The sequence below is a fragment of the Halomonas sp. RT37 genome, from assembly GCF_040070525.1.
In the GTDB taxonomy this organism is placed as follows: Bacteria; Pseudomonadota; Gammaproteobacteria; order Pseudomonadales; family Halomonadaceae; genus Halomonas; species Halomonas litopenaei.
The window spans coordinates 2,833,622-2,856,314 of the sequence record NZ_CP098827.1 but is presented as its reverse complement, the minus strand read 5'-3'; the positions used below and the strand labels follow the sequence as shown (position 1 = coordinate 2,856,314).

Annotated in this window: 16 protein-coding genes; 14 read left to right on the top strand and 2 right to left on the bottom strand. The window is 63.1% G+C overall.

Annotated elements, in window-relative coordinates; translation table 11 throughout:
- The first annotated feature begins 128 nt into the window (after positions 1-128).
- From NFG58_RS12215 to NFG58_RS12195, 5 genes are all read left to right on the top strand, one after another.
- Positions 129-2,864, top strand: coding sequence for a DUF3141 domain-containing protein (locus NFG58_RS12215; RefSeq protein WP_348828133.1), 2,736 nt, complete (start codon positions 129-131; stop codon positions 2,862-2,864).
- A gap of 332 nt (positions 2,865-3,196) precedes the next feature.
- The gene (topA, locus tag NFG58_RS12210; RefSeq protein WP_045992673.1) at positions 3,197-5,830 is read left to right on the top strand and encodes a type I DNA topoisomerase; all 2,634 of its coding nucleotides are present in this window, start codon (positions 3,197-3,199) and stop codon (positions 5,828-5,830) included.
- Positions 5,827-6,294, top strand: a complete 468-nt coding sequence (locus tag NFG58_RS12205; protein WP_045992672.1) for a DUF6586 family protein — start codon at positions 5,827-5,829, stop codon at positions 6,292-6,294. The genes topA and NFG58_RS12205 overlap by 4 nt, the downstream gene beginning before the upstream one ends.
- 216 nt (positions 6,295-6,510) lie before the next feature.
- Positions 6,511-7,077: a L,D-transpeptidase gene (locus NFG58_RS12200; protein WP_231498647.1), complete on the top strand. Its 567-nt coding sequence runs from the start codon at positions 6,511-6,513 to the stop codon at positions 7,075-7,077.
- Positions 7,078-7,275: 198 nt separating this feature from the next.
- Entirely contained in the window at positions 7,276-7,539 is a 264-nt protein-coding gene (locus NFG58_RS12195) for an Lpp/OprI family alanine-zipper lipoprotein (RefSeq protein WP_045992670.1), read from the top strand.
- Positions 7,540-8,014: 475 nt separating this feature from the next.
- On the opposite strand, the gene NFG58_RS12190 is transcribed toward NFG58_RS12195, so the two are convergent.
- Positions 8,015-9,070, bottom strand: a complete 1,056-nt coding sequence (locus NFG58_RS12190) for a L,D-transpeptidase family protein (protein WP_108132833.1) — start codon at positions 9,068-9,070, stop codon at positions 8,015-8,017.
- A gap of 117 nt (positions 9,071-9,187) precedes the next feature.
- A complete protein-coding gene (gene mfd / locus NFG58_RS12185; protein ID WP_348826586.1) occupies positions 9,188-12,637 on the bottom strand; it encodes a transcription-repair coupling factor in 3,450 nt (1,149 codons plus the stop codon).
- Positions 12,638-12,820: 183 nt separating this feature from the next.
- On the opposite strand from mfd, the gene NFG58_RS12180 reads away from it, so the two are divergent.
- The 9 genes from NFG58_RS12180 to sthA all read left to right on the top strand — a co-directional run bounded on the left by NFG58_RS12180 (position 12,821) and on the right by sthA (position 22,656).
- Complete coding sequence (locus NFG58_RS12180) at positions 12,821-14,278, top strand: glyceraldehyde-3-phosphate dehydrogenase (protein ID WP_045992667.1); 1,458 nt, start codon at positions 12,821-12,823, stop codon at positions 14,276-14,278.
- A 294-nt stretch (positions 14,279-14,572) separates the two neighbouring features.
- Positions 14,573-15,922, top strand: a complete 1,350-nt coding sequence (locus NFG58_RS12175) for a Na(+)-translocating NADH-quinone reductase subunit A (RefSeq protein ID WP_108132831.1) — start codon at positions 14,573-14,575, stop codon at positions 15,920-15,922.
- A complete protein-coding gene (locus NFG58_RS12170) occupies positions 15,922-17,148 on the top strand; it encodes an NADH:ubiquinone reductase (Na(+)-transporting) subunit B (protein WP_348826585.1) in 1,227 nt (408 codons plus the stop codon). The genes NFG58_RS12175 and NFG58_RS12170 overlap by 1 nt, the downstream gene beginning before the upstream one ends.
- Positions 17,148-17,966 (top strand): Na(+)-translocating NADH-quinone reductase subunit C, encoded by an 819-nt coding sequence (locus tag NFG58_RS12165; RefSeq protein WP_108132830.1) that lies wholly within the window; start codon positions 17,148-17,150, stop codon positions 17,964-17,966. Before NFG58_RS12170 ends, NFG58_RS12165 begins: the two co-directional genes overlap by 1 nt.
- A 2-nt stretch (positions 17,967-17,968) precedes the next feature.
- Positions 17,969-18,637: an NADH:ubiquinone reductase (Na(+)-transporting) subunit D gene (locus NFG58_RS12160; RefSeq protein ID WP_045992663.1), complete on the top strand. Its 669-nt coding sequence runs from the start codon at positions 17,969-17,971 to the stop codon at positions 18,635-18,637.
- Between the two features lies 1 nt (position 18,638).
- The gene (gene nqrE / locus NFG58_RS12155; protein ID WP_045992662.1) at positions 18,639-19,256 is read left to right on the top strand and encodes an NADH:ubiquinone reductase (Na(+)-transporting) subunit E; all 618 of its coding nucleotides are present in this window, start codon (positions 18,639-18,641) and stop codon (positions 19,254-19,256) included.
- Positions 19,257-19,319: 63 nt separating this feature from the next.
- Complete coding sequence (nqrF, locus tag NFG58_RS12150) at positions 19,320-20,552, top strand: NADH:ubiquinone reductase (Na(+)-transporting) subunit F (RefSeq protein WP_045992661.1); 1,233 nt, start codon at positions 19,320-19,322, stop codon at positions 20,550-20,552.
- Positions 20,553-20,893: 341 nt separating this feature from the next.
- Positions 20,894-21,151: a (Na+)-NQR maturation NqrM gene (gene nqrM, locus NFG58_RS12145; protein ID WP_045992660.1), complete on the top strand. Its 258-nt coding sequence runs from the start codon at positions 20,894-20,896 to the stop codon at positions 21,149-21,151.
- A gap of 113 nt (positions 21,152-21,264) precedes the next feature.
- Positions 21,265-22,656 (top strand): Si-specific NAD(P)(+) transhydrogenase, encoded by a 1,392-nt coding sequence (gene sthA, locus NFG58_RS12140; protein ID WP_253028623.1) that lies wholly within the window; start codon positions 21,265-21,267, stop codon positions 22,654-22,656.
- Positions 22,657-22,693: the final 37 nt, after the last annotated feature.

The window sequence follows — 22,693 nt, the reverse complement described above, 5'->3', positions numbered from 1 at the left end:
GCAGCTCCGAAAGGAGGGGGCTTCGCAGTACCTGCATTATTGCGCTATATTGCACTGCAACAAGTGCGCAGACGCAAGGATCGCCTGCTGCGCATCACGCAACCCTGGGAGCCTATATGAATGCGTTGATGCCAAGCGCCACCGCGCCCCTGTTCGCGCTGGCGGAACCCTTTGCTCCACTGTTCGACCCCTTCGGCTTCGGCCGTGCCGCGGCCGACTACTGGCGTGACAGCGTCGAGCGCAGCATCCTCTACTGGGATGTCATGCGCCAGCGCGGCAACGAATACCTCGAACATATCGAGAAGACCCGCCCCACCGTACTTGGCTTCGATACCGACATCGTGATGGAAGGCGAGACCTTGCCTCGCCCCGTCAACTATGAGCTTTTGCGCGTGCACCCGCCCGAGGGTGTAGAGACCGATGAACTGGCACGCCCCTTCGTGGTGGTCGACCCGCGCGCCGGGCATGGCCCGGGTATCGGTGGCTTCAAGCCCGACAGCGAGATCGGTATCGCACTGCGCGCCGGCCATCCCTGCTACTTCATCGCCTTCATGCCCTATCCCGTCCCGGGGCAGCGGGTCGAGGACGTGGTTGAAGCCGAGGTCACCTTCCTGCGCCACGTCGCGGAGCTGCATCCCGATAGCGAAAAACCGATGGTCGTGGGCAACTGTCAGGCGGGCTGGCAGATCATGATGGCGGCAGCGCTCGAGCCCGAGCTGTTCGGACCGATCCTGATCGCCGGTGCACCGCTGTCCTACTGGGCCGGGGAGCGCGGCAAGGCGCCGATGCGCTATACCGGCGGCATGACCGGCGGCAGCTGGGCCACCCATATGCTCTCGGACATGGGCGATGGCCTGTTCGACGGGGCCTGGCTGGTGCAGAACTTCGAACGCCTCAATCCGGCCAACACCTGGTGGGACAAGCAGTACAACCTGTACGCCCATGTCGATACCGAAGCCGATCGCTATCTTCAGTTCGAGCGCTGGTGGGGCGGCCATGTGGTGCTGGGTGGAGAAGAGATCCAGTACATCGTCGACAACCTGTTTGTCGGCAATCGCCTGTCCACGGCCCAGCTTGTGACGTCCGACGGGCGCCGTATCGATCTTCGCAACGTGCGCTCCCCGGTGGTGGTGTTCTGCTCACAAGGTGATGACATCACGCCGCCGCCTCAGGCGCTTGGCTGGGTGCGTGATCTCTACGACGGCGTCGACGACATCATCGCCAACGAGCAGACCATCGTCTACTGCGTCCATGACAAGACCGGCCACCTCGGCATCTTCGTTTCCGGCAGCGTCTCGCGCAAGGAACACGCCGAGTTCACCGCCAACATGGACTACATCGACGTGCTGCCGCCGGGGCTCTACGAGACCACCGTGTCCAAGGCCAGCGAGCGGCCCGACGCCGAATTGATCGAGCGGGACTACCTGCTGGAGTTCTCTACCCGGGACCTCGACGACCTGAATCAGGTGGTCAAGCATAGCCCCGAGGACGAGCTGCGTTTCGCCACGGTGGCCAGGGTCTCGGAGATCAATCTGGGGCTCTATCGTCAGTTCCTGCAACCCTGGATTCGTGCCGTGTCGACACCCGAGTCGGCTCGCTGGATGCGCAAGATGCACCCCAATCGCATGGGCTATCGCCTGCTGTCCGATCGTAATCCGATGATGTCGTCGTTGCCGGTGATGGCGGAGTCGGTGCGCAAGCATCGTCATGAACTCGGTGATGACAACATCTTCCGAGTGTATGAGGACATCGGGTCGAGCCTGATCTCGCGGAGTCTGGATGCCTGGCGGGTACTGCGCGATCGCGCCCTCGAGAAGGCCTTCCTTGACCTCTACGGTCAGCCGCTGTTGCAGTCGCTGGTGGGGCTGAAAGGCGCCGTGGAGGGTGAGCGTCAGGTGCCTGGCTCCGAGCCGGAGCGTCGTCGCTTTATCCAGCGTCGCCAGCAGGAGGTGCGCGAGCAGGTGGCGCAAGGCGGCGCCCACGAGGCCGTGATGCGCTCGGTGATCTTCGTGCTGGGTGGTGCTCCTGCTACCGATGGCCGCAATTTCCGCCGCCTGCAGGCGTCACGCAGCGAGCTTGAGCCGGAGCTGCGGCTGGAAGACTTCAAGCATCTGATGCGCGATCAGTTCTTTATCCTGAAGCAGGATCGTGAGGCTGCGCTGGAGGCCATTCCCGAGCTGCTCAAGGGGCTCGATGCCAAGACGATCGACGGCCATATCGAGCATATCGAGCATGTGCTGGCGGCCAGCGGTGAGCTCAGCGAGCACGCCGCCGCTCGTTTCGAGCGTATCAAGGCGCTGTTTGGCAAGGCCCGTCCGGCAACGCGTCGTACGGCGCGCCGCAGTAGTGGGACCAGTGGTAACAGCAGCACCAAGACGGCGTCCGCACGCGGCACGTCAGCCAAGCGCGGCACTCGTCAATCTGCAAGCGAAGCTTCCCGCGTCGAAGGGCAGGCCCAGGCCGCGCCCAAGGCTGACGCCGAGCCTGCTGATGCGCCTGCGGCAAAGGCCCAGGCCAGGACCGAGGCGAAGCCTGAAACTAAACCTGAGGCGAAGCCCGAGCCCAAGCCGGCGGTTGACGCTAAAACCGAGGCCGAGCCCGAGACCAAGCCCGAGTCCAAGCCGGCGGCTGAAACTAAACCTGAGGCCAAGTCCGAGACCAAGTCCGAGGCCAAACCGGCGGCTAACGCTAAAACTGAGGCCAGACCTGAGGTCGAGACCAAGCCTGTGGCTGAGGCCGAGCCCAAGACTGCCCAGGCCGCCACGCCAGCCTCTCGCGAGGGAGGCAATGACGCCGAGAAGGCGCCTGCAGCGACCCGTCGGCGCAGCACTGGATCGCCCCGAGGGCAGCGGCGCAAGCGCTAGTCAAGCGCCTGACCGCCTTCGATGATCGAGTGTGAGACATCGACCATTCCGCTTGCCCCTGCTTCGTGCAGGGGCAAGTCGGTTCTGAGGGGCGGCTTGTCGGCCGTCGAGGTAAGGGCTAGTCTCTTGGCGATGTCAGGTGGACGCCAGGGCGTCAGTCGTGGGGAAACGGCTGGGCATGCGTCTAGCCTGCCTGGGGCTCGAACCGATGTGACTGGCGCGACGTTCGGCGCTGGGTTAGGGTAAGCGCATTTTTCCCGTCCACCATCGGCGGGAGTGGCACATACTGGCGTTCGCCAAGGAGCGCGGCGCCCTGACTACTGTGGAGTACTATGGGCAAGTCTCTGGTCATCGTCGAGTCGCCCGCCAAGGCGAAGACGATCAACAAGTACCTCGGCAACGAGTTCATCGTGAAGTCGAGCGTGGGTCACATCCGTGATCTTCCGACCAGCGGCTCTGGCAAGGCGGCTTCCGATCCCAAGGAGCGGGCTCGCCAGGCGGCCGCGACGCGCAAGATGTCGGCTGAGGAAAAGGCGGTCTACAAGCAGCAGAAGGCGCATAGCCAGCTGATACGACGCATGGGTATCGACCCCGACCATGGCTGGCAGGCCAACTACGAGATCCTGCCGGGCAAGGAAAAGGTCGTGGCCGAGCTCAAGAAGCTGGCGGAGAAAGCCGACACCGTCTATCTCGCGACCGATCTGGACCGCGAAGGGGAAGCCATCGCCTGGCACCTTCGCGAGACCATCGGTGGGGACGAGCAACGCTATCGCCGGGTGGTGTTCAACGAGATCACCAAGAACGCCATCCAGGAAGCCTTCACCGACCCCGGTCAGCTGAACATGCCCAGGGTCGAGGCCCAGCAGGCTCGCCGCTTCCTCGATCGTGTAGTGGGCTTCATGCTGTCGCCGCTGCTGTGGGCCAAGGTAGCCCGCGGGCTCTCGGCCGGTCGTGTCCAGTCGGTGGCCATGCGCCTGATCAGCGAGCGCGAAAGCGAGATTCGCGCCTTCGTGCCCGAGGAATTCTGGGACGTTCATGCCGATCTGGTGACGCCGGACGGCGAGGCCATCCGCTTCGAGCTGGTACGTCAGGATGGCAAGACGTTCAGGCCCACCAGCGAGAGCGAGACCCTCGAGCGCATCGCTGCGCTGCGCAAGGCCAGTCTTGCGATCACCTCGCGGGAAGACAAGCCGACCCGGTCCAAGCCCAACGCCCCCTTCATCACCTCGACGCTGCAGCAGGCCGCCAGTGGCCGGCTGGGGTTCTCGGTGAAGAAGACCATGACCCTGGCCCAGCGGCTCTACGAGGCGGGCTACATCACCTATATGCGTACCGACTCGACCAACCTGTCCCGCGAGGCGGTGGAGAGCGTGCGTGACTATATCGGTGAGGAGTTCGGCGATCGCTACCTGCCCGAAGCCCCTAACCGCTATTCCAGCAAGGAAGGCGCCCAGGAGGCTCACGAAGCCATCCGGCCGTCCGAGGTGTCCCGTCGCTCGACCGACCTGGCGGGCATGGAGCGGGATGCCGAGCGCTTGTACGAACTGATCTGGCGGCAGTTTGTCGCCTGCCAGATGACCCCGGCGGAATACCTGTCGTCGACCCTGAGCGTGGTGGTGGACGGCTACGAGCTCAAGGCCAAGGGCCGGGTGCTCAAGTTCGATGGCTACACCCGGGTGATGACCCCCATGGGGCGCAAGGAAGAGGATCAGGCGCTGCCGGATCTGGGCGAGGGCACCCCGATGCACCTCGACGCGCTGGACCCCAGGCAGCACTTCACCAAGCCGCCGGCCCGTTACACCGAAGCCAGCCTGGTCAAGGAGCTGGAGAAGCGCGGCATCGGTCGCCCCTCGACCTACGCCGCCATCATCTCCACCATCCAGGATCGTGGCTACGTCAAGCTCGAGAACCGACGGTTCTACGCCGAGAAGCTGGGCGACATCGTCACCGAGCGACTCAAGGAGTCGTTCCCCGACCTGATGGACTACTCCTTCACTGCGCGCATGGAGGATAGCCTCGACGAGATCGCCGAGGGCGAGCGTAGCTGGCGTGAGCTGCTCGACGCCTTCTATCAGGAGTTTCGCGGGGAGCTGGCCAAGGCCGAGAGCGACGAGGGGATGCGGCCCAATCAGCCGGTACCCACCGATATCGACTGCCCCACCTGCGGGCGCAAGATGCAGATTCGTACCGCCTCGACCGGTGTCTTCCTCGGCTGCAGCGGCTACAACCTGCCGCCCAAGGAGCGCTGCAAGACCACCATCGACCTGCTGCCGGGTGAAGAAGCTGTCGCCGCCGATGCCGGCGAAGAAGCCGAGACCGATGCCCTGCGCGCCAAGGAACGCTGTCCGGTGTGTTCCACCGCCATGGACAGCTACCTGATCGATGAAGGGCGCAAGCTGCATATCTGCGGTAACAGCCCCGACTGTGACGGCTACAAGATCGAACAGGGCAAGTTCCGCATCAAGGGCTACGACGGCCCGGTCATCGAGTGTGACAAGTGCGGCTCCGAGATGCAGCTCAAGTCCGGGCGCTTCGGCAAGTACTTCGGCTGCACCAGTGACAGCTGCAAGAATACCCGCAAGCTGTTGCGCAACGGTGAAGTAGCTCCGCCCAAGATGGATCCGATTCCCATGCCGGAACTGGCCTGCCAGAAGGTGGAAGACCACTACGTGCTGCGCGATGGCGCCAGCGGGCTGTTCCTGGCCGCCAGCAAGTTCCCGAAGAACCGGGAGACCCGTCCGCCTCTGGTCAAGGAACTGAAGCCTCACGCCGCCGAGCTGCCGGAGAAGTACCACTACCTGCTCGATGCGCCGGACCAGGACCCGGATGGGCGCCCGGCTCAGATTCGTTTCTCGCGCAAGCTCAAGGAGCAGTTCGTGATGACCGACGGCGACAATGGCAAGGCCAGTGGCTGGAAGGCGAGCTGGGACGGTAACAAGTGGGTGGTGGAGGACAAGCGCAAGTGACACCGCGGGCCCGCACCAATCAGTTGTTGTATCAGGCGCAGTTGCTGCTGGACGTGGCGCCGGGTGATGACGAGCACCAGGGCGCCAGAAAGAGGGCCAGCGAGGAGGGCGCCCTGGCGTTGTTCGAGCTGGCGATCGACGCCCTGCTGCGCGACGTCTGCGAGCACGCTCATCTGGCGGAACATGACTGGCGAAGCCTGTTGCTGGGTGATGACCCACCCGCCGTGGCCGAGGTTCATCGGCTACGTGAGCTGGCCCGCGACGGCAGCAGTTGGCTATACCGTGTCATCGGTCATCTCGAGGCGCTGCATGGCGATGAAGGTGCGAGTCGACCTCGCTCGCCGGCATTGTCCGGGGTAATTGCCGTGGACCGGCAGGCGGATCTGGGGCAGGAATTGCAGCATTGCCTCGAGGCGGCCAAGGTCGAGATCGCCGCCTTACGCCAGACCAGTGAGGAATGGTAAAGGCAGAGTGTCGTCGGCCGGCGACGCTTCTGTGCGCCGTCGTTTGATAGCTGCGACAGAGCTCGTTTGACTGCCGTGAAATCGGCCAGGTTCCGCGTGAAGTTCCGCAGAATCGGGATTACACTGCGTCACAGATGTTTTCGTTTATTCACAGTGAGTTTATCCATGTTCGCCCAGAGTCAACGTCGCCGTTTCATCCAAATGATACTTGGTGCCATGCTGCTACTCCCTCTGGGTGTCAGTGCCAGCATGGACATGGTGGAGGACCAGCTTCGCCGTGCCATTGTCCCGGACTCCTCCAGCGAGATCTGGGTCCTGATCGATAACCAGGAGTCTCGCCTGACGGTGTATCGCGGGGGGGTGGAGCTGGCTCGATACTCACCGATTTCGGTCGGTAGAGGGGGCGCCAAGTCCCAGCGGGTCATGGGCGACAAGACCACGCCAAGAGGCGAGTTCCACGTCAATCGCTTCAACTTCGACAGCAAGTTCGACATCTTCATCGGCCTGGACTATCCGACGCCCACCCACGCCAGGATGGCGCTGGAGACGGGGCTGTACAGTCAGCAGGATTACGACGACTATTTCGACTACTATCGCCGGCATCGTAGCCCGCCCCAGCAGACGATCCTGGGCGGTTATATCGGCATACACGGAGTCGGCGATGGAGACATGGACATCCATCGCAACTTTGACTGGACCAACGGATGTGTCGCCGTGACCAATCATGAAATTCGGGAACTTTCCGGCTTGATTGATGTTGGCACTCGCGTCGTCATCCGCTAGTCTTTAGGGGCGCAAGGGACGTTCAAGACTATGGACAAGCGCCGTTGTGTATTATAAAACAGCGTTTGACTCCTGTGCTTAGCAGCACAAGTCGCTGCAAGAAAGGCCTGCCTTTGCAGGAAGCCTGATGGATACATACCCTGATCGGGTATGTTACTGTCACCAACGCAGTACCAAGGAAGACTCAAGGAGAACACCATGACTCTGAAGACTACCCTGAAGCTGACCGCCGCCGCCGCTTCTCTGGCCGTTCTGGCTGGCTGTGCTTCTTCCAGCGCTCTGGAAGAAGTCCGCATGACCGCTGAGTCCGCTCAGGCCGACGCTGCAGAAGCTCGCAGCATCGCCACTCAGGCTCAGAACACTGCCAACCAGGCACAGCGTGACGCTCAAGCGGCCCTGCAGCTGTCTCAGCAGAACCGCGAAGAGATGAACCGCATGTTCGAGCGCTCCATGCGCAAGTAATCGTTTCGCATCCCGTTCGCGGGATTGACCGACAGGACGTCAGGGTTTCATCGAAATCAGGTCGTCCAGGTCATGAAACGATAGGCTGAGGCCCCACCGAAAGGTGGGGCCTCAGTCGTTTGTGGCGTGTGATCATTGCATGACGATTGATGGTGGGCGGGAGCTGCCAGTCAATCGTCTGACCGCTGCCTGTTCCTTCATCTGACGGCTGCCTGTCTGGCTGCCTGTCCTGTCGCTTGTCTCCTGACGGCTGCCTCTCCTCTGCCTGACGGCTGCCTGTCCTGTCGCTTGTCGCCTGACGGCTGCCTCTCCTTTGCCTGACCACTGACTGCTGCGGATGCATCGCTTGAGCTGGATCATGGTGTCGCCACCATGCCGGCGAGGCCCCCGCTGGAAATGTTGGCGCCAAAAAAAGGCGCCCCTGTCGGGGCGCCGTGCACGTCACGTGCTTGATGTGGTGCCTGTGGTCGCCGGTTCAGCCTTCGTGGCTGACCTGTCCCAGCAGGGCAGGCTCGTCGGCGATCAACTCGATATGGTCATAGAGGCTGCCAGGCAGCGGCTTGGGTTCTGCCGGGGTGGTGGTCTGCATGGCGACCGGAAGGCCGCTGGGCGTCTCCATGGCGCTACGCAGGCGCGCAAAGTCGACATCGTAGTCCTTGTCCTTGACGGCGGCCTCGACCTCCTCGATAGCGGCGGTCATGTCCTCGATCGGCGCGCCTTCTTCTTCGTCGAGGTAGGGGTAGGCCTGGACATAGAGGTGCTCGTCGGACCAGCCGAGCTTCAGCGGTTCGTTGACCAGTCGGACACGGGTGCCCACCGCGACTTGATCGAACAGATTCTCGACATCGTCGGGCAGCATGCGGATGCAGCCGTGGGTGACGCGCATGCCGACGCCCTCGGGCTTGTTGGTGCCGTGGATCAGGTAGCCGGGGATGCCCAGGCGCATCTTGCGCGTGCCCATGGGGTTGTCGGGTCCGGGCGGCACCACGCCGGGCAAGGGGTCGCCGGCCTCGGCGTGTTCGCGGCGAATGGAGGCAGGAGGATACCAGGACGGATTCTTGACCATCTGGGTGATGGTGGTGGAGCCCAGCGGCGTCTTCCAGTCCATGCGGCCCACGGCGATCGGGTAGGTCTGCACCGTACGCGGCTCGCCTTCCTTGGCCGGGGGGTAGTAGTAGAGGCGCATCTCGGCCACGTTGACCACGATGCCGTTGCGCGGTGCATCGGGCAGGATGAACTGGGCCGGGATGGTCACTTCGGTACCCTCGCCGGGATACCAGATGCTGATGTCGGGGTTGGCGCGGGTGATGGCGTTGAAGCCGATGCCGTGCTCGTGTCCGATATCGATGAGGGTGTCTTCCTCGTCGGCTTCGACGGTGTAGACCTCACCGATCAGGTCGCCTTCTTCGGGCAGCAGGTAGTGGCCCCGGGGCAGGTCGTCGGCCGCCGCCAGAGGTGCCGCCAGCGCGCCCACAACGCCACACAGGGTGGCGAGGCGGACGAGTGGCCGGCGAAGTGAAGTCGAAGTCATTGCAGCAGTCTCGATAATGGGTGAAAGCCGGGGATCACCCGGCCGGAATTTGCGGTGTCCTATGTACATAGATTGCCCGCTAATGCGGCGTTGCGCCAGTCCCTTGCAAGGGATGGCTCAGGCCGCCTGAGTCTTTCGATTGAGTTGGTCCAGCAGCGCCTCGACGGCCTCGAAGCGGGTCTCCTCGACGGCCATGTCGGCCTGGAAGCGCAGGGTGTCGGCGCCCTCCAGTCGATAGCGTTCCGGCGCCCCCTGGATCAGCCCCACCAGCGTCAGCGGATCCACCGCGGTCTGGCCGCCGAACAGCACGCGTCCGCGCTCGGCGCCCGCGTCCAGGCGCACGATACCGAGCCTTTCGGCACGCTGCCTGAGGCGGGTCTGGCGCAGCAGCGTCTTGACCGGGGCGGGCAGCAGCCCGAAGCGATCGATCATCTCCACGCGCAGTTCCTTGAGCTCGGCCTCGTTATCGGCGTTGGCGATGCGCTTGTACATCACCAGACGCTGCTGGACATCAGGGAGATAGTCGTCGGGAATCAGCGCCGGCAGATTTAGGCTGATCTCGACGCCTTCCTGCAGCGGTGCCTCGATATTCGGGGTGCGGCCTTCACGGATGGCCTTCACCGCCCGGTCGAGCATCTCCATATAGAGGCTGTAGCCCACCGCTTCCATCTGGCCGCTCTGTTCGTCGCCCAGCAGTTCGCCGGCGCCGCGGATTTCCATGTCGTGGCTGGCCAGGGTGAAGCCAGCGCCCAGGTCCTCGGCCTGGCCGATCGCCTCGAGGCGCTTGACCGCATCTCGGGTGATCGAGCGAGGCGGCGGCGCCAGCAGGTAGGCGTAGGCCTGGTGGTGGCTGCGGCCTACCCGGCCGCGCAGCTGGTGGAGCTGGGCCAGTCCGAACTTGTCGGCACGCTCGATGATGATGGTGTTGGCGCTGGGCACGTCGATACCGGTCTCGATGATGGTCGAGCACACCAGCACGTTGAAGCGCTTGTGATAGAAGTCGGACATCACCCGTTCCAGCGAGCGCTCGGGCAGCTGCCCATGGGCCACCGCGACGCGGGCGTCGGGCACCAGTTCGCGGACCTTCTCGGCGGCTGTCTCGATGGTCTTGACCTCGTTGTGCAGGTAATAGACCTGGCCACCGCGCAGTATCTCGCGCAGGATCGCCTCCTTGATCACGGCTTCTTCCCGCTGCTGGACGAAGGTCTTCACCGACAGGCGTCTGGCCGGTGGGGTGGCGATGATCGACAGGTCGCGGATGCCGCTCATGGCCATGTTGAGGGTTCGCGGGATCGGCGTTGCGGTCATGGTCAGTACGTCGACCTCGGCACGCAGGGTCTTGAGCCTTTCCTTCTGGGACACGCCGAAGCGATGTTCTTCATCGATGATGACCAGCCCCAGCTCCGGGAAGTCGAGCTTCCGAGACAACAGCTTGTGGGTGCCGATGACGATATCGACCTTGCCTTCGCGAACGCGCTTGAGGGTGTCCGTCTGACTGCCGCTGCTGGTGAAGCGGGACAGCAGCTCGATATCCACCGCGGTATCGGCGAAGCGGTCACGGAAGTTCTCGAAATGCTGGCGGGCGAGCAGGGTGGTCGGCACCAGCACCACCACCTGGCGCCCGGACTGTACCGCAAGAAAGGCGGCACGCATGGCGACCTCGGTCTTGCCGAAGCCGACGTCGCCGCAGACGACACGGTCCATCGGGCGCGGTGCGGTCATGTCCTGGATCACCGCCTGGATGGTGACGCGCTGGTCCGGCGTCTCCTCGAACGGGAAGTTGGCGACGAAGCGAGCGTACTCCTCATCCGGGGCGGCACAGGCGAAGCCTTCACGGGCCTCGCGGCGGGCATAGATGTCGAGCAGCTCGGCGGCGGTATCGCGGATCTTCTCGGCGGCCTTGCGCTTGGCCTTTTCCCACTGTTCCGAGCCCAGTCGATGCAGCGGTGCCAGTTCATCGTCGGCACCGGCGTAGCGGGAAATAAGGTGCAGGCTGTCCACCGGCACGTAGAGCTTGGCGCCGTCGGCGTACTCGAGGCTGACGAATTCGGCCGCCTGGCCGCCGGCTTCCAGCGTTTCCAGCCCGCGGTAGCGGCCGACGCCATGGGACTGGTGGACCACCGGGGCGCCGACCTTGAGTTCGGAAAGATGGCGTACGGCGAGTTCGTTGTCGTCGGTGGCCTTGGCCTGGCGGCGGGTCTGGCGCACGATCTCGCCGAACAGTTCCGTCTCGGTGATCACACTGACCGCGGGGGAGCCGAGCGACAGGCCGCTGGAGAGCTGCCCCTCGGCGATGGCCAGGCGAGAGCTGCCGGCGAGGAAGTCGGAAAATCCGTCCGCGGCGTCCAGTGCACCGGTAGCGGGGGCCAGGGTCTCCTCCAGCGCTTCCCGACGCCCCCGGGACTCGGCCACGAACAGCACCCGGCGCTCTGCGTGCTCGTTCAGAAAGCCTCTGAGCGCCGCCAGCGGATCCTTTGCCCTGGCATTGATCGCCACCTGGGGGGCGTCGCTGGCATCCGAGGGATGGGCGTGAGGATGCTCGCTGTCTGCTGTCAGCTCGACCCTGGGGTGGGTCTTGATCAGCCCGAACAGTTCCGCTTCCGGGATGAAGGCACGGTGGGGCGGCAGCAGGGGGCGGGTCGGATCGACGCCGAGATTTTCGTAGCGGCTGGTGATCGCCTGCCAGTGGTGCTCGGCGGCTTCGCGGCAGCCGGACATCAGGGCGACGCGGGTATCCGCGGGAAGATGGTCGAACAGTGAAGCGGTGGCCTCGAAGAACAACGGCAGATACTGCTCGAGTCCGGGTGAGGGGATGCCCTTCAGCGCATCGACATAAAGCGGGCACTGGCGTGGGTCGACGTCGAACAGGGTCTCGAAGCCTTCACGAAAGCAGGCGATGGCCGAGCGTGACAGCGAATACTCGTGCGCCGGCAGCAGGTCGATCCGCTCGACCTTGTCGAGGCTGCGCTGGGTGTCGGGGTCGAAGCTCCTGAGGGTGTCGATCTCGTCGTCGAACAGGTCGATGCGAAGCGGATGGTCGCTGCCCATGGGAAAGAGATCGATCAGGGCGCCACGCAGGGCGTATTCACCCGGCTCGAAGACGGTCTCCACCGCCCGGTAGCCCGCCCGTGACAGCTGTTCGCGGAAGGTCTCCCGTTGCAGGGTGGCGCCGACCTCCAGGGTCAGCACCCGTCCGGCGATATAGTCCACGGGCGGCAGACGCTGCATCAGGGTATTGATTGGTACCAGCACGATGCCGTGCACACCATCCTGCAGATGCCGGAGGGTGCGCAGCCGCGACGAGACGATGTCCTGATGGGGCGAAAAGCTGTCGTAGGGCAGCGTCTCCCAGTCGGGGAAGGGCAGTACCGGCACGTCGGCATAGAAGGCCAGTTCGTTCTCGAGCCTCAGTGCCTCGGCGGTATCCTGGGTAATCACCAGCAGTGGCGCGTCGGCAGCCAGGCGCGAAAGCGCCAGGGCGCTGGCGCTGCCGGCGGGCGTGGTGAGGTACAGGGTGTCACGGGCGCCCTGGGGATGCGGCGGATCGAGCGGCGAAAAGGTAGGCATAGAGGATGTCGTTTCGCTGGCGTTCAGAGGTCGAGCAGGCATCATACCAGCCCGATCTCGCTCATGTAGTCAAACCGCGATTTGTGTAACGGGCCTACAGGAGGTGCGACCATACAGTCATTGCCCCTTTCAAGGGGGGGGCTGATAATACGCTCGTTTCCCCATCAGACTTAGAGGTCTCTCGTGAGCCAGCAACCCGATATCGTCTTCCAGCAATGGCACGACAACCAGGCCGTGGCCGAGCAGATGATCCCGCTGATCGGCAGCCTGTATCGTCGCAATAACGTGGTCACCACCATGTTCGGACGTTCGCTGTTCAACCGCAGCGTCATCCGCATCCTCAAGGACCATCGTTTCGTCAGGAAGATCGAAGGTACCGAGTTGTCGGTGCAGGATACCTTCCCGCTGGTGCAGGCGATGACCCAGCTGAATCTGGGGCCGGCTCACGTCGATGTGGGCAAGCTGGGTGTGGCATTCAAGAAGCAGGGCGGTGGCGATGCGCTGGCCTTCATGCGCGAGCAGCTGGCCGAGATCGTCGACTGTCACGATCCTGACGCCGGCAATGGCGAGCCCAAGGACGTGGTGCTCTACGGCTTCGGTCGGATCGGCCGGATCCTGGCCCGCGTGCTGATCGAGAAGGCCGGTGGCGGCAACCTGCTGCGCCTCAAGGCCATCGTGGTGCGCGGTCGTGGCGATATCGCCAAGGATCTGGAAAAGCGCGCCAGCCTGCTGCGTCGTGACAGCGTTCACGGTCCCTTCGACGGCACCATCAGCGTGTGCCCGGAGACCCGCACCCTGACCGCCAACGGCAACGTGATCCAGGTGATCTACGCCGATTCGCCGAGCGATGTGGACTACACCGCCTACGGCATCAACAACGCCGTGGTGGTCGACAACACCGGTATCTGGCGCGACGAGGCTGGCCTCGGTCAGCACCTGGAGTGCAAGGGCGTGTCCAAGGCGCTGCTGACCGCTCCGGGCAAGGGCGACCTGAAAAACATCGTCTATGGCATCAATCATGGCGACATCACCCAGGATGATCGCATCATCTCTGCGGCGTCCTGCACCACCAACGCCATCGTGCCGGTATTGAAGGTGATGAACGACGAATACGGCATCGAGCATGGCCACGTCGAGACCGTTCACTCCTACACCAACGATCAGAACCTGATCGACAACTACCACAAGGGTGACCGTCGCGGACGCAGCGCACCGCTGAACATGGTGCTGACCGAGACCGGTGCTGCCAAGGCGGTTTCCAAGGCACTGCCGGAGCTGGGTGGCAAGCTGACCGGCAACGCCATCCGCGTGCCGACGCCCAATGTGTCGATGGCGATCCTCAACCTGTCGCTCGAGCGCGAGACCGACGCCGAGTCGCTCAACGACTACCTGCGCCGGATGTCCATCGACTCGGCCTTCCAGAAGCAGATCGACTTCGTCGACTCGCCGGAGGTGGTCTCCACCGACTTCGTCGGCAACCGTCACGCCGGCATCGTCGACGCCAAGGCGACCATCGCCCAGGGCCGCCACGCGGTGGTCTATGTGTGGTACGACAACGAGTTCGGCTACAGCTGCCAGGTGATTCGTATCCTGCAGCAGATCTCCAACGTGGCCTTCTGTAAGCTGCCGCGTCACGCCTAGTCCGTGCCGAGCGGGGCGAGAGTCTCGCGTTGAGGTAGCTTGAATACCCCTTGCCAACCTTGTTTGGCAAGGGGTTTTTCTGTTTGGGATGGAAGCGGTTTTGCAGAATCACGCAGTTCTGCGACGTTCGATCATGTGGTCAATCCACTGGCTTGTCTTTATAATGCTGGGGATTTTTCGGGGTGGTTCGATGTCGCCTCGGCGTGACTGGTGATGCGTGGCTTATAACAAGAATTCCTCTCATTTCCACCGAACCTCCGTCCATTATCTACGATCCATCAACTGGGCGAGTCTATGATCGAAGTCAAGAAAGGCCTGGATCTCCCCATCACGGGAGCGCCGGAGCAGCGTATCGAGGATGCGCGACCGGTGCGCCACGTGGCGCTCCTGGGGACCGACTATATCGGCATGAAGCCGACCATGGAGGTCAAGGAGGGGGACAAGGTCAAGCTGGGCCAATTACTGTTCACCGACAAGAAGATCGAGGGCGTGCGCTTTACCTCGCCGGCCTCGGGTGAAGTAGTGGCGATCAATCGCGGGGAAAAGCGCAGGCTTCTGTCGGTGGTGATCGAGGTCGACGACAGCGCCGAGGCCGAGTCCTTCACGGCCCATGGCCGCGATGCGCTCGAGTCCCTCGAGCGTCAGACCGTGGTCGACCAACTGGTGGAGTCCGGTCTGTGGACCGCGCTGCGCACTCGCCCGTTCTCGCGTACCCCGGCGCCCGACGCCGTACCCACCGACATCTTCGTCACCGCCATCGACACCCAGCCGCTGGCCGCCGATCCGTCGCTGGTCATCAACGAGCAGGCCGAGGCGTTCGAGGACGGCCTCAAGGTGCTGGGACGACTGACCGAGGGCAAGGTGTTCCTGTGCACCGCCACCGATGCCCAGATTCCGGGCACCAAGGTCAAGGGCGTCCACCACGAGAGCTTCGCCGGTCCCCATCCTGCGGGCCTGGTCGGTACCCACATTCACTTCCTGTCCCCGGTGTCGCTGCAGCGTCGCGTCTGGCACATCGGCTATCAGGACGTGATCGCCTTCGGCAAGCTGTTCAGTGAAGGCAAGCTGGACCTGAGCCGGGTGGTCGCCGTGGGCGGCCCGCGTGCCGAGCGTCCGCGTCTGGTGCGTACCCGTGTGGGTGCCAGCACTGACGAGCTGCTGGATCACGAGATCAAGTCTGCCGATGACACCCGCGTCATCAGCGGAGGCGTGTTCTCCGGCTTCACCGCCGAAGGCAGCCTGCGCTACCTGGGCCGCTTCCACAACCAGATCACCCTGCTGGAAGAGGGCAACAAGCGTGCCTTCATGGGCTGGTTGTCGCCGGGTGCCAATCGTCACTCGGTACTGGGTATCTACCTGTCGAGCCTGAAGGGCCTGCGCAACTATGCGCCGACCACCTCGACCAATGGCTCCGAGCGCGCCATGGTGCCGGTGGGTGCGTATGAAAAGGTGATGCCGCTGGACATCATGCCCACGCAGCTCTTGCGTTCGCTGATCGTCGGCGACATCGAGTCGGCGATGGAGCTCGGCTGCCTCGAGCTGGATGAAGAAGACCTGGCGCTGTGCACCTACGTGTGCCCCGGCAAGTATGAGTACGGTCCCATCCTGCGTGACAACCTCACCATGATCGAGAAAGAGGCCTGATGATGGGTATTCGACAGACACTCGACAATCTCGAGCCGCACTTTCACAAGGGTGGCAAGTACGAGAAGTTCTATCCGCTGTACGAGGCGGTGGACACTATCTTCTATGCGCCTCCCAGCGTGACCAAGACCACGGCTCACGTGCGTGACGGCATCGACCTCAAGCGCATGATGATCACGGTGTGGTTCTGCACCTTCCCGGCCATGTTCTTCGGCATGTGGAACGCTGGCTGGCAGGCCAACGAGGCCATCGCCGCGGGTTACGACTCCATGGGCGGCTGGCGCGAGATGATCCTGCTGACCTTCGCCGGTGGCCACGACGCCGGCAGCCTGTGGTCCAACTTCGTGCTGGGCGCTACCTACTTCATCCCGATCTACCTGGTGACCTTCGTCATCGGTGGCTTCTGGGAAGTGCTGTTCGCGATCAAGCGCGGCCACGAGGTCAACGAAGGCTTCTTCGTCACCTCCGTGCTCTACGCCCTGATCCTGCCGGCTACCATCCCGCTGTGGCAGGTGGCGCTCGGCATCACCTTCGGTGTGGTGATCGGCAAGGAAATCTTCGGTGGTACCGGCAAGAACTTCCTCAACCCGGCGCTGACCGGTCGTGCCTTCCTGTACTTCGCCTATCCGGCGCAGATCTCCGGTGATGCCGTATGGGTCGCCGCCGACGGCTTCACCGGCGCGACGCCGCTGTCTACCGCCTACCAGAGCGGCATGGCCGCACTGCAGGACCAGTACAGCTGGTGGGACGCCTTCCTTGGCTTCATTCCCGGCTCCGTGGGTGAGACCTCGACGCTTGCCATCCTGATCGGGGCGGTGGTGCTGATCGGCATGAAGATCGCCTCGTGGCGGATCGTTGCCGGCGTGTTCCTCGGCATGGTAGCGATGAGCTCCATTCTCAACCTGATCGGCTCCGACACCAACGCCATGTTCGCCATGCCCTGGTACTGGCACCTGGTGGTGGGTGGCTTCGCCTTCGGCATGGTGTTCATGGCCACCGATCCCGTATCGGCGTCCATGACCAACCCGGGTCGCTTCATCTTCGGCGCCCTGATCGGTGTGATGACGGTTCTGATCCGTGTGGTCAACCCGGCCTTCCCCGAGGGCATCATGCTGGCGATCCTGTTCGCCAACCTGTTCGCGCCGCTCATCGATCACTTCTTTGTTCAGGCCAACATCAAGCGTCGCGCCAAGCGCACCGCTGTCGTGGCCGAGGAGACCGCCTGATGGCACAAGGTAACAACTCCATCAAGAAGATCCTGACGGTCGCCTTCTCCCTGTGTATCGTCTGCTCGATCATCGTGTCGACGGCGGCGGTGGGACTCAAGGCGCGCCAGGAGCGCAACCAGGAGCTGGACCGCAAGTCCAACATCCTGGCCGTGGCCGACCTGTACGAGCCGGGCATGGACGTCGGCAAGGAGTTCTCCCAGGCGGTGACCGCCAAGGTCGTCGATCTCGACACCGGGGAGTACACAGATGAGGTCGATCCCGAGACCTATGACGGCTTCCAGGCCGCCAAGGATCCGGCCCAGTCGCGCACCCTGTCCGGGGAGAAGGATATCGCCGGTCTCGGCCGTCAGGAGCAGTTCTCCACCATCTATCTGGTCGGTGACGAGAACAACCCCGAGCAGATCGTGCTGCCGATTCGTGGCCAGGGCCTGTGGGGCCTGATGCGCGGCTACCTGTCTGTGCAGGGTGACGGCAACACCATCGGCGGGATCACCTTCTATTCCCACGCCGAGACACCTGGCCTGGGTGGCGAGGTCGACAACCCGCGCTGGAAGGCGCAGTGGGAAGGCAAGGAAATCTACGCCTCGAGCGACACCATGGAGCCGGCCATCCAGCTGGTGAAGGGTGGTGCCAGCGAGTCCACCGAGGTCGACGCCCTGTCCGGCGCGTCTCTGACCAGCCGCGGCGTGACCAAGCTGGTGCAATTCTGGCTGAGCGAGGAAGGCTTCGGTCACTACCTGGCGCGCTTCCGCGATGGCGTGGACAGCCAGGCCAGCGCCGACGCCAGCCCCTCTGACGACAGCGAAGGAGCCTGACGATGTCTGCACCGACTCCCAAGGGCGTCATCCTGACGCCGATCTTCAAGAACAACCCCATCGCCCTGCAGATCCTCGGTATCTGTTCGGCGCTGGCGGTGACCTCGAGCCTCAGCGTCTCGCTGGTCATGAGTCTGGCCGTGATCTTCGTGACGGCGTTCTCGAGCATGTTCGTCTCGCTGATCCGCAATCACATTCCGTCCTCCATCCGTATCATCGTGCAGATGACCATCATCGCCTCGTTGGTGATCGTGGTGGACCAGATCCTCAAGGCCTTTGCCTATGAGATGTCCAAGCAGCTGTCGGTATTCGTCGGTCTGATCATCACCAACTGCATCGTGATGGGCCGCGCCGAAGGCTTTGCCATGACCAACACCCCGACGCTGTCGTTCCTCGACGGTGTCGGCAACGGTCTGGGCTACGGCTTCATCCTGATGACCGTCGGCTTCTTCCGCGAGCTGTTCGGCTCCGGCAGCCTGTTCGGCGTGACCATCCTGGAAACCGTGCAGAACGGTGGCTGGTACGTGCCCAACGGCCTGCTGCTGCTGCCGCCGTCCGCCTTCTTCATCATCGGTCTGATCATCTGGGTGCTGCGCAGCCTCAACCCGGAGCAGGTCGAGGACAACGAGTTCGTGATGAAGGAAAACACCCAGCCGAAGGAGGCCGTGTAACATGGAACACTATCTGAGCCTTTTCGTTGCCTCGGTGTTCGTGGAGAACATGGCACTGGCGTTCTTCCTGGGCATGTGTACCTTCATGGCCGTGTCCAAGAAGGTATCCTCGGCCATCGGTCTGGGCATCGCGGTGGTAGCGGTACTGACCATCACCGTGCCGGTGAACAACCTGATCCTCGAGTATCTGCTGGCGGAAGGCGCGCTGTCCTGGACCGGCATCGCCGGCGCCGAGAACATCGACCTGTCGTTCCTGGGTCTGCTGTCCTACATCGGCGTCATCGCCGCACTGGTGCAGATCCTCGAGATGTTCCTCGACAAGTTCGTGCCGGCGCTCTACAACGCCCTCGGCGTGTTCCTGCCGCTGATCACCGTGAACTGCGCCATCCTCGGTGGCACCCTGTTCATGGTCGAGCGCAGCTACAACTTCGGTGAGTCCGTGGTCTATGGCCTGGGCGCCGGTGTCGGCTGGGCGCTGGCGATCACCGCCCTGGCCGGTATCCGCGAAAAACTGAAGTACAGCGATGTGCCCGCTTCCCTGCAGGGACTGGGCATCACCTTCATCACCGTGGGTCTGATGTCCCTGGGCTTCATGTCCTTCTCCGGCATCCAGCTCTGAGTGCCCTGCACCGGGGGCTCTAGCCCTCGGTGCAGGCCCTAACCCTAGCAATAGGAAACCGACATGGTTGATACAACAGTCATCGTGCTCGGCGTCGTCATGTTCACCATCATCGTCATCAGTCTGACGGCGGTGATTCTGGCGGCCCGCTCCAAGCTCGTGAGCTCGGGCGATGTGACCATCGAGATCAATGACGATCCCGAGAACACCCTGACCACCCAGGCCGGCGGCAAGCTGCTCAACACCCTGGCGGCCAATGGCATCTTCCTGTCCTCCGCCTGTGGCGGCGGCGGCTCCTGCGCCCAGTGCAAGTGCCGGGTCGAGGAGGGCGGCGGCTCGATCCTGCCCACCGAGGAAAGCCACTTCACCCTGCGCGAGAAGAAGGTCGGCTGGCGTCTGTCCTGTCAGGTACCGGTCAAGCAGGACATGAAGATCCAGGTCCCCGAGGAAGTGTTCGGCGTCAAGAAGTGGGAATGCGAGGTCATCGAGAACCCCAACGTCGCCACCTTCATCAAGGAGCTGAACCTGAAGCTGCCGGAAGGCGAGGAAGTGGCCTTCCGGGCCGGCGGCTACGTGCAGCTGGTGGCACCTGCCTACGACATCAAGTTCTCCGACTTCGATATCGAGGAAGAGTACCGCGGCGACTGGGAAAAATTCGGTCTGTTCGACGTCTCGCACAAGAACACCGAAGAGGTCATTCGTGCCTACTCCATGGCCAACTATCCGGAAGAGAAGGGTATTCTCAAGTTCAACATCCGGATCGCGACGCCTCCGCCCAACTCCAGCCACCCGCCTGGCCTGATGTCCACCTACGTCTTCAGCCTGAAGCCGGGTGACAAGGTCACGGTGATGGGGCCGTTTGGCGAGTTCTTCGCCAAGGATACCGACGCCGAGATGGTCTTCATCGGCGGTGGTGCCGGCATGGCGCCGATGCGCAGCCACATCTTCGACCAGCTGAAGCGTCTGAACAGCGAGCGCAAGATGACCTTCTGGTACGGCGCACGCTCCTGGCGCGAGACCTTCTACAACGAAGAGTACGACAAGCTGGCCGAGGAGCATGAGAACTTCGACTGGCACCTGGCACTGTCCGACCCCCAGCCGGAAGACAACTGGGAAGGGCCGACCGGGTTCATCCACAACGTGCTCTACGACATGTACCTCAAGGACCATCCGGCTCCCGAGGACTGCGAGTACTACATGTGCGGGCCGCCCATGATGAACGCCTCCGTCATCAAGATGCTGCTGGATCTCGGCGTCGAGCCCGAGAACATCATGCTGGATGACTTCGGCGGCTGATCACGCGCCTGTCCGTGTGCCCAAGGGCACCTTGCGAGCCCCGCCCCGTGCGGGGCTCGTTGGTTTGTGCGCCTTGTGATTTTGCCGCGAGAGGAGTTCTGGCATAATTGTCGCGCTGACTCGAGAATGCCCCGCGGACTGCCCTGCGTGGACACGGGACCTTGTCGAGTCGGTACCTTCAACGCCTCGGGCGTATGGCGACGGCCATTCGTTGTTCCGCCCAGGGATATCTCTTGTCCAACCGCTGTCCAATGGGAGAAAGGCAGGCGATGGTGTTCGCGACAAAGTGTTCGCGAGAAAGTGACCAGAGCTATCCTGCCCCATCCAGCGAGGAGTCCATCATGACCATCTACCTTATCGTTTTCGGTGCCATGCTGCTGATCATCGGCGCCATGGCGATCGGTGTCATTCTTGGCCGCAAGCCCATCGCCGGCTCCTGCGGCGGGCTCAACCAGCTTGGCCTGAAGGACGGCTGCGAGATCTGCGGCGGCAAGGATGAGGTGTGCGAGGAAGAATCGAAGAAGCGCGCCACCAGTCAGCGTCGCCAATCCGACGAGAATCGCGGACTGGACCTGGGCTACGACGCGACTCGTCGCTGAGCGGCAGCATCGACGCCCCCTGACCATGACGGCGCCTCTCGAGGCGCCGTCCTCATGATAAGCAGTGCCCGGCATCTCACATCCGGGTCGGTTTCCAGGAGAAGGAAGACACGATGGCAGTCCACAACTATGACGTGGTGGTGATCGGCACCGGGCCCGCCGGCGAGAGCGCCGCGATCAATGCGGCCAAGCATGGCAAGCGGGTCGCGGTGGTCGAAAAGCAGGCGCGGGTCGGCGGCAATTGCACCCACTGGGGCACCATCCCTTCCAAGGCGCTGCGTCATCAGGTCCGCCAGATCATGTCGTTCAACACCAACAGCATGTTCCGGGATATCGGCGAGCCGCGCTGGTTCTCGTTCCCCAAGGTGCGTGAACGCTCCCGGGTGACCATCGATCAGCAGGTGTCCATGCGCACCAACTTCTACGCGCGCAATCGCATCGACCTGTATCACGGGATCGCACGCTTCAAGGACGAACACACCCTGATGGTAAGGGGCAGTGGTGAAAACCAGGAAGAGCTGGTAGCGGACAAGGTGATCATCGCCACCGGGTCACGGCCCTATCGTCCGGCGGACATCGATTTTCGCCACCCTCGTATCTACTGCTCCGATACCATTCTTGGTCTGCAGCACACCCCGCGTACCCTGATCATCTTCGGCGCCGGCGTCATCGGCTGTGAGTACGCCTCGATCTTCTCCGGGCTCGGACTCAAGGTGGATCTGATCAACAACCGCGGCAGCCTCTTGTCCTTCCTCGATGACGAGATCAGCGATGCGCTGTCCTACCATCTGCGCAAGCATGGTGTATTGATCCGCCACAACGAGGAGTACGAGCGCGTCGAGGGTGACGAAAACGGCGTCACGGTGCATCTGAAGTCGGGCAAGCGGCTGCGCGCCGACGCCTTCCTGTGGGCCAACGGCCGCACCGGCAATACCGACCAGCTGGGCCTCGAGAATATCGGTCTCACCGCCAACGGCCGCGGTCAGCTGCAGGTCGACGAGCACTATCGTACGGCGCTGCCCCACATTTACGCAGCCGGAGACGTGGTCGGCTGGCCGAGTCTCGCCAGCGCCGCCTACGATCAGGGGCTGAACGCCTGCGACGAGCTGCTGGACCGGGAGTTCCGCTACGTCACCGAGGTGCCCACCGGGATCTACACCATTCCTGAGATCAGCTCCTTCGGTCGCACCGAGCGCGAGTTGACCGAGGCCAAGGTGCCTTACGAGGTCGGCCATGCCTTCTTCAAGGACACCGCCCGCGCTCAGATCACCGGCGATACCGTCGGCATGCTCAAGATCCTGTTCGATCAGGATACCCTGGAGATATACGGCATCCACTGCTTCGGCGACCAGGCCTCGGAGATCGTCCATATCGGCCAGGCGATCATGCAGCAGGAAGGGGAGGCGAATACGCTGAAGTACTTCGTCAACACCACCTTCAACTATCCGACCATGGCCGAGGCCTACCGGGTGGCCGCCCAGAATGGCCTCAACCGGGTGTTCTGAGTCGGCCAGCACGACCGACAAGAAAGGTGCCCTTGGG

Excerpts from the sequence above, each read along its gene's own strand:
- NFG58_RS12215 (WP_348828133.1), top strand. The coding sequence starts at position 129 with ATGCCAAGCGCCACCGCGCCCCTGTTCGCGCTGGCGGAACCCTTTGCT.
- topA (WP_045992673.1), top strand. The coding sequence starts at position 3,197 with ATGGGCAAGTCTCTGGTCATCGTCGAGTCGCCCGCCAAGGCGAAGACG.
- NFG58_RS12200 (WP_231498647.1), top strand. The coding sequence starts at position 6,511 with ATGCTGCTACTCCCTCTGGGTGTCAGTGCCAGCATGGACATGGTGGAG.
- NFG58_RS12195 (WP_045992670.1), top strand. The coding sequence starts at position 7,276 with ATGACTCTGAAGACTACCCTGAAGCTGACCGCCGCCGCCGCTTCTCTG.
- NFG58_RS12190 (WP_108132833.1), bottom strand. The coding sequence starts at position 9,070 with ATGACTTCGACTTCACTTCGCCGGCCACTCGTCCGCCTCGCCACCCTG.
- mfd (WP_348826586.1), bottom strand. The coding sequence starts at position 12,637 with ATGCCTACCTTTTCGCCGCTCGATCCGCCGCATCCCCAGGGCGCCCGT.
- NFG58_RS12175 (WP_108132831.1), top strand. The coding sequence starts at position 14,573 with ATGATCGAAGTCAAGAAAGGCCTGGATCTCCCCATCACGGGAGCGCCG.
- NFG58_RS12170 (WP_348826585.1), top strand. The coding sequence starts at position 15,922 with ATGATGGGTATTCGACAGACACTCGACAATCTCGAGCCGCACTTTCAC.
- NFG58_RS12165 (WP_108132830.1), top strand. The coding sequence starts at position 17,148 with ATGGCACAAGGTAACAACTCCATCAAGAAGATCCTGACGGTCGCCTTC.
- NFG58_RS12160 (WP_045992663.1), top strand. The coding sequence starts at position 17,969 with ATGTCTGCACCGACTCCCAAGGGCGTCATCCTGACGCCGATCTTCAAG.
- nqrE (WP_045992662.1), top strand. The coding sequence starts at position 18,639 with ATGGAACACTATCTGAGCCTTTTCGTTGCCTCGGTGTTCGTGGAGAAC.
- nqrF (WP_045992661.1), top strand. The coding sequence starts at position 19,320 with ATGGTTGATACAACAGTCATCGTGCTCGGCGTCGTCATGTTCACCATC.
- nqrM (WP_045992660.1), top strand. The coding sequence starts at position 20,894 with ATGACCATCTACCTTATCGTTTTCGGTGCCATGCTGCTGATCATCGGC.
- sthA (WP_253028623.1), top strand. The coding sequence starts at position 21,265 with ATGGCAGTCCACAACTATGACGTGGTGGTGATCGGCACCGGGCCCGCC.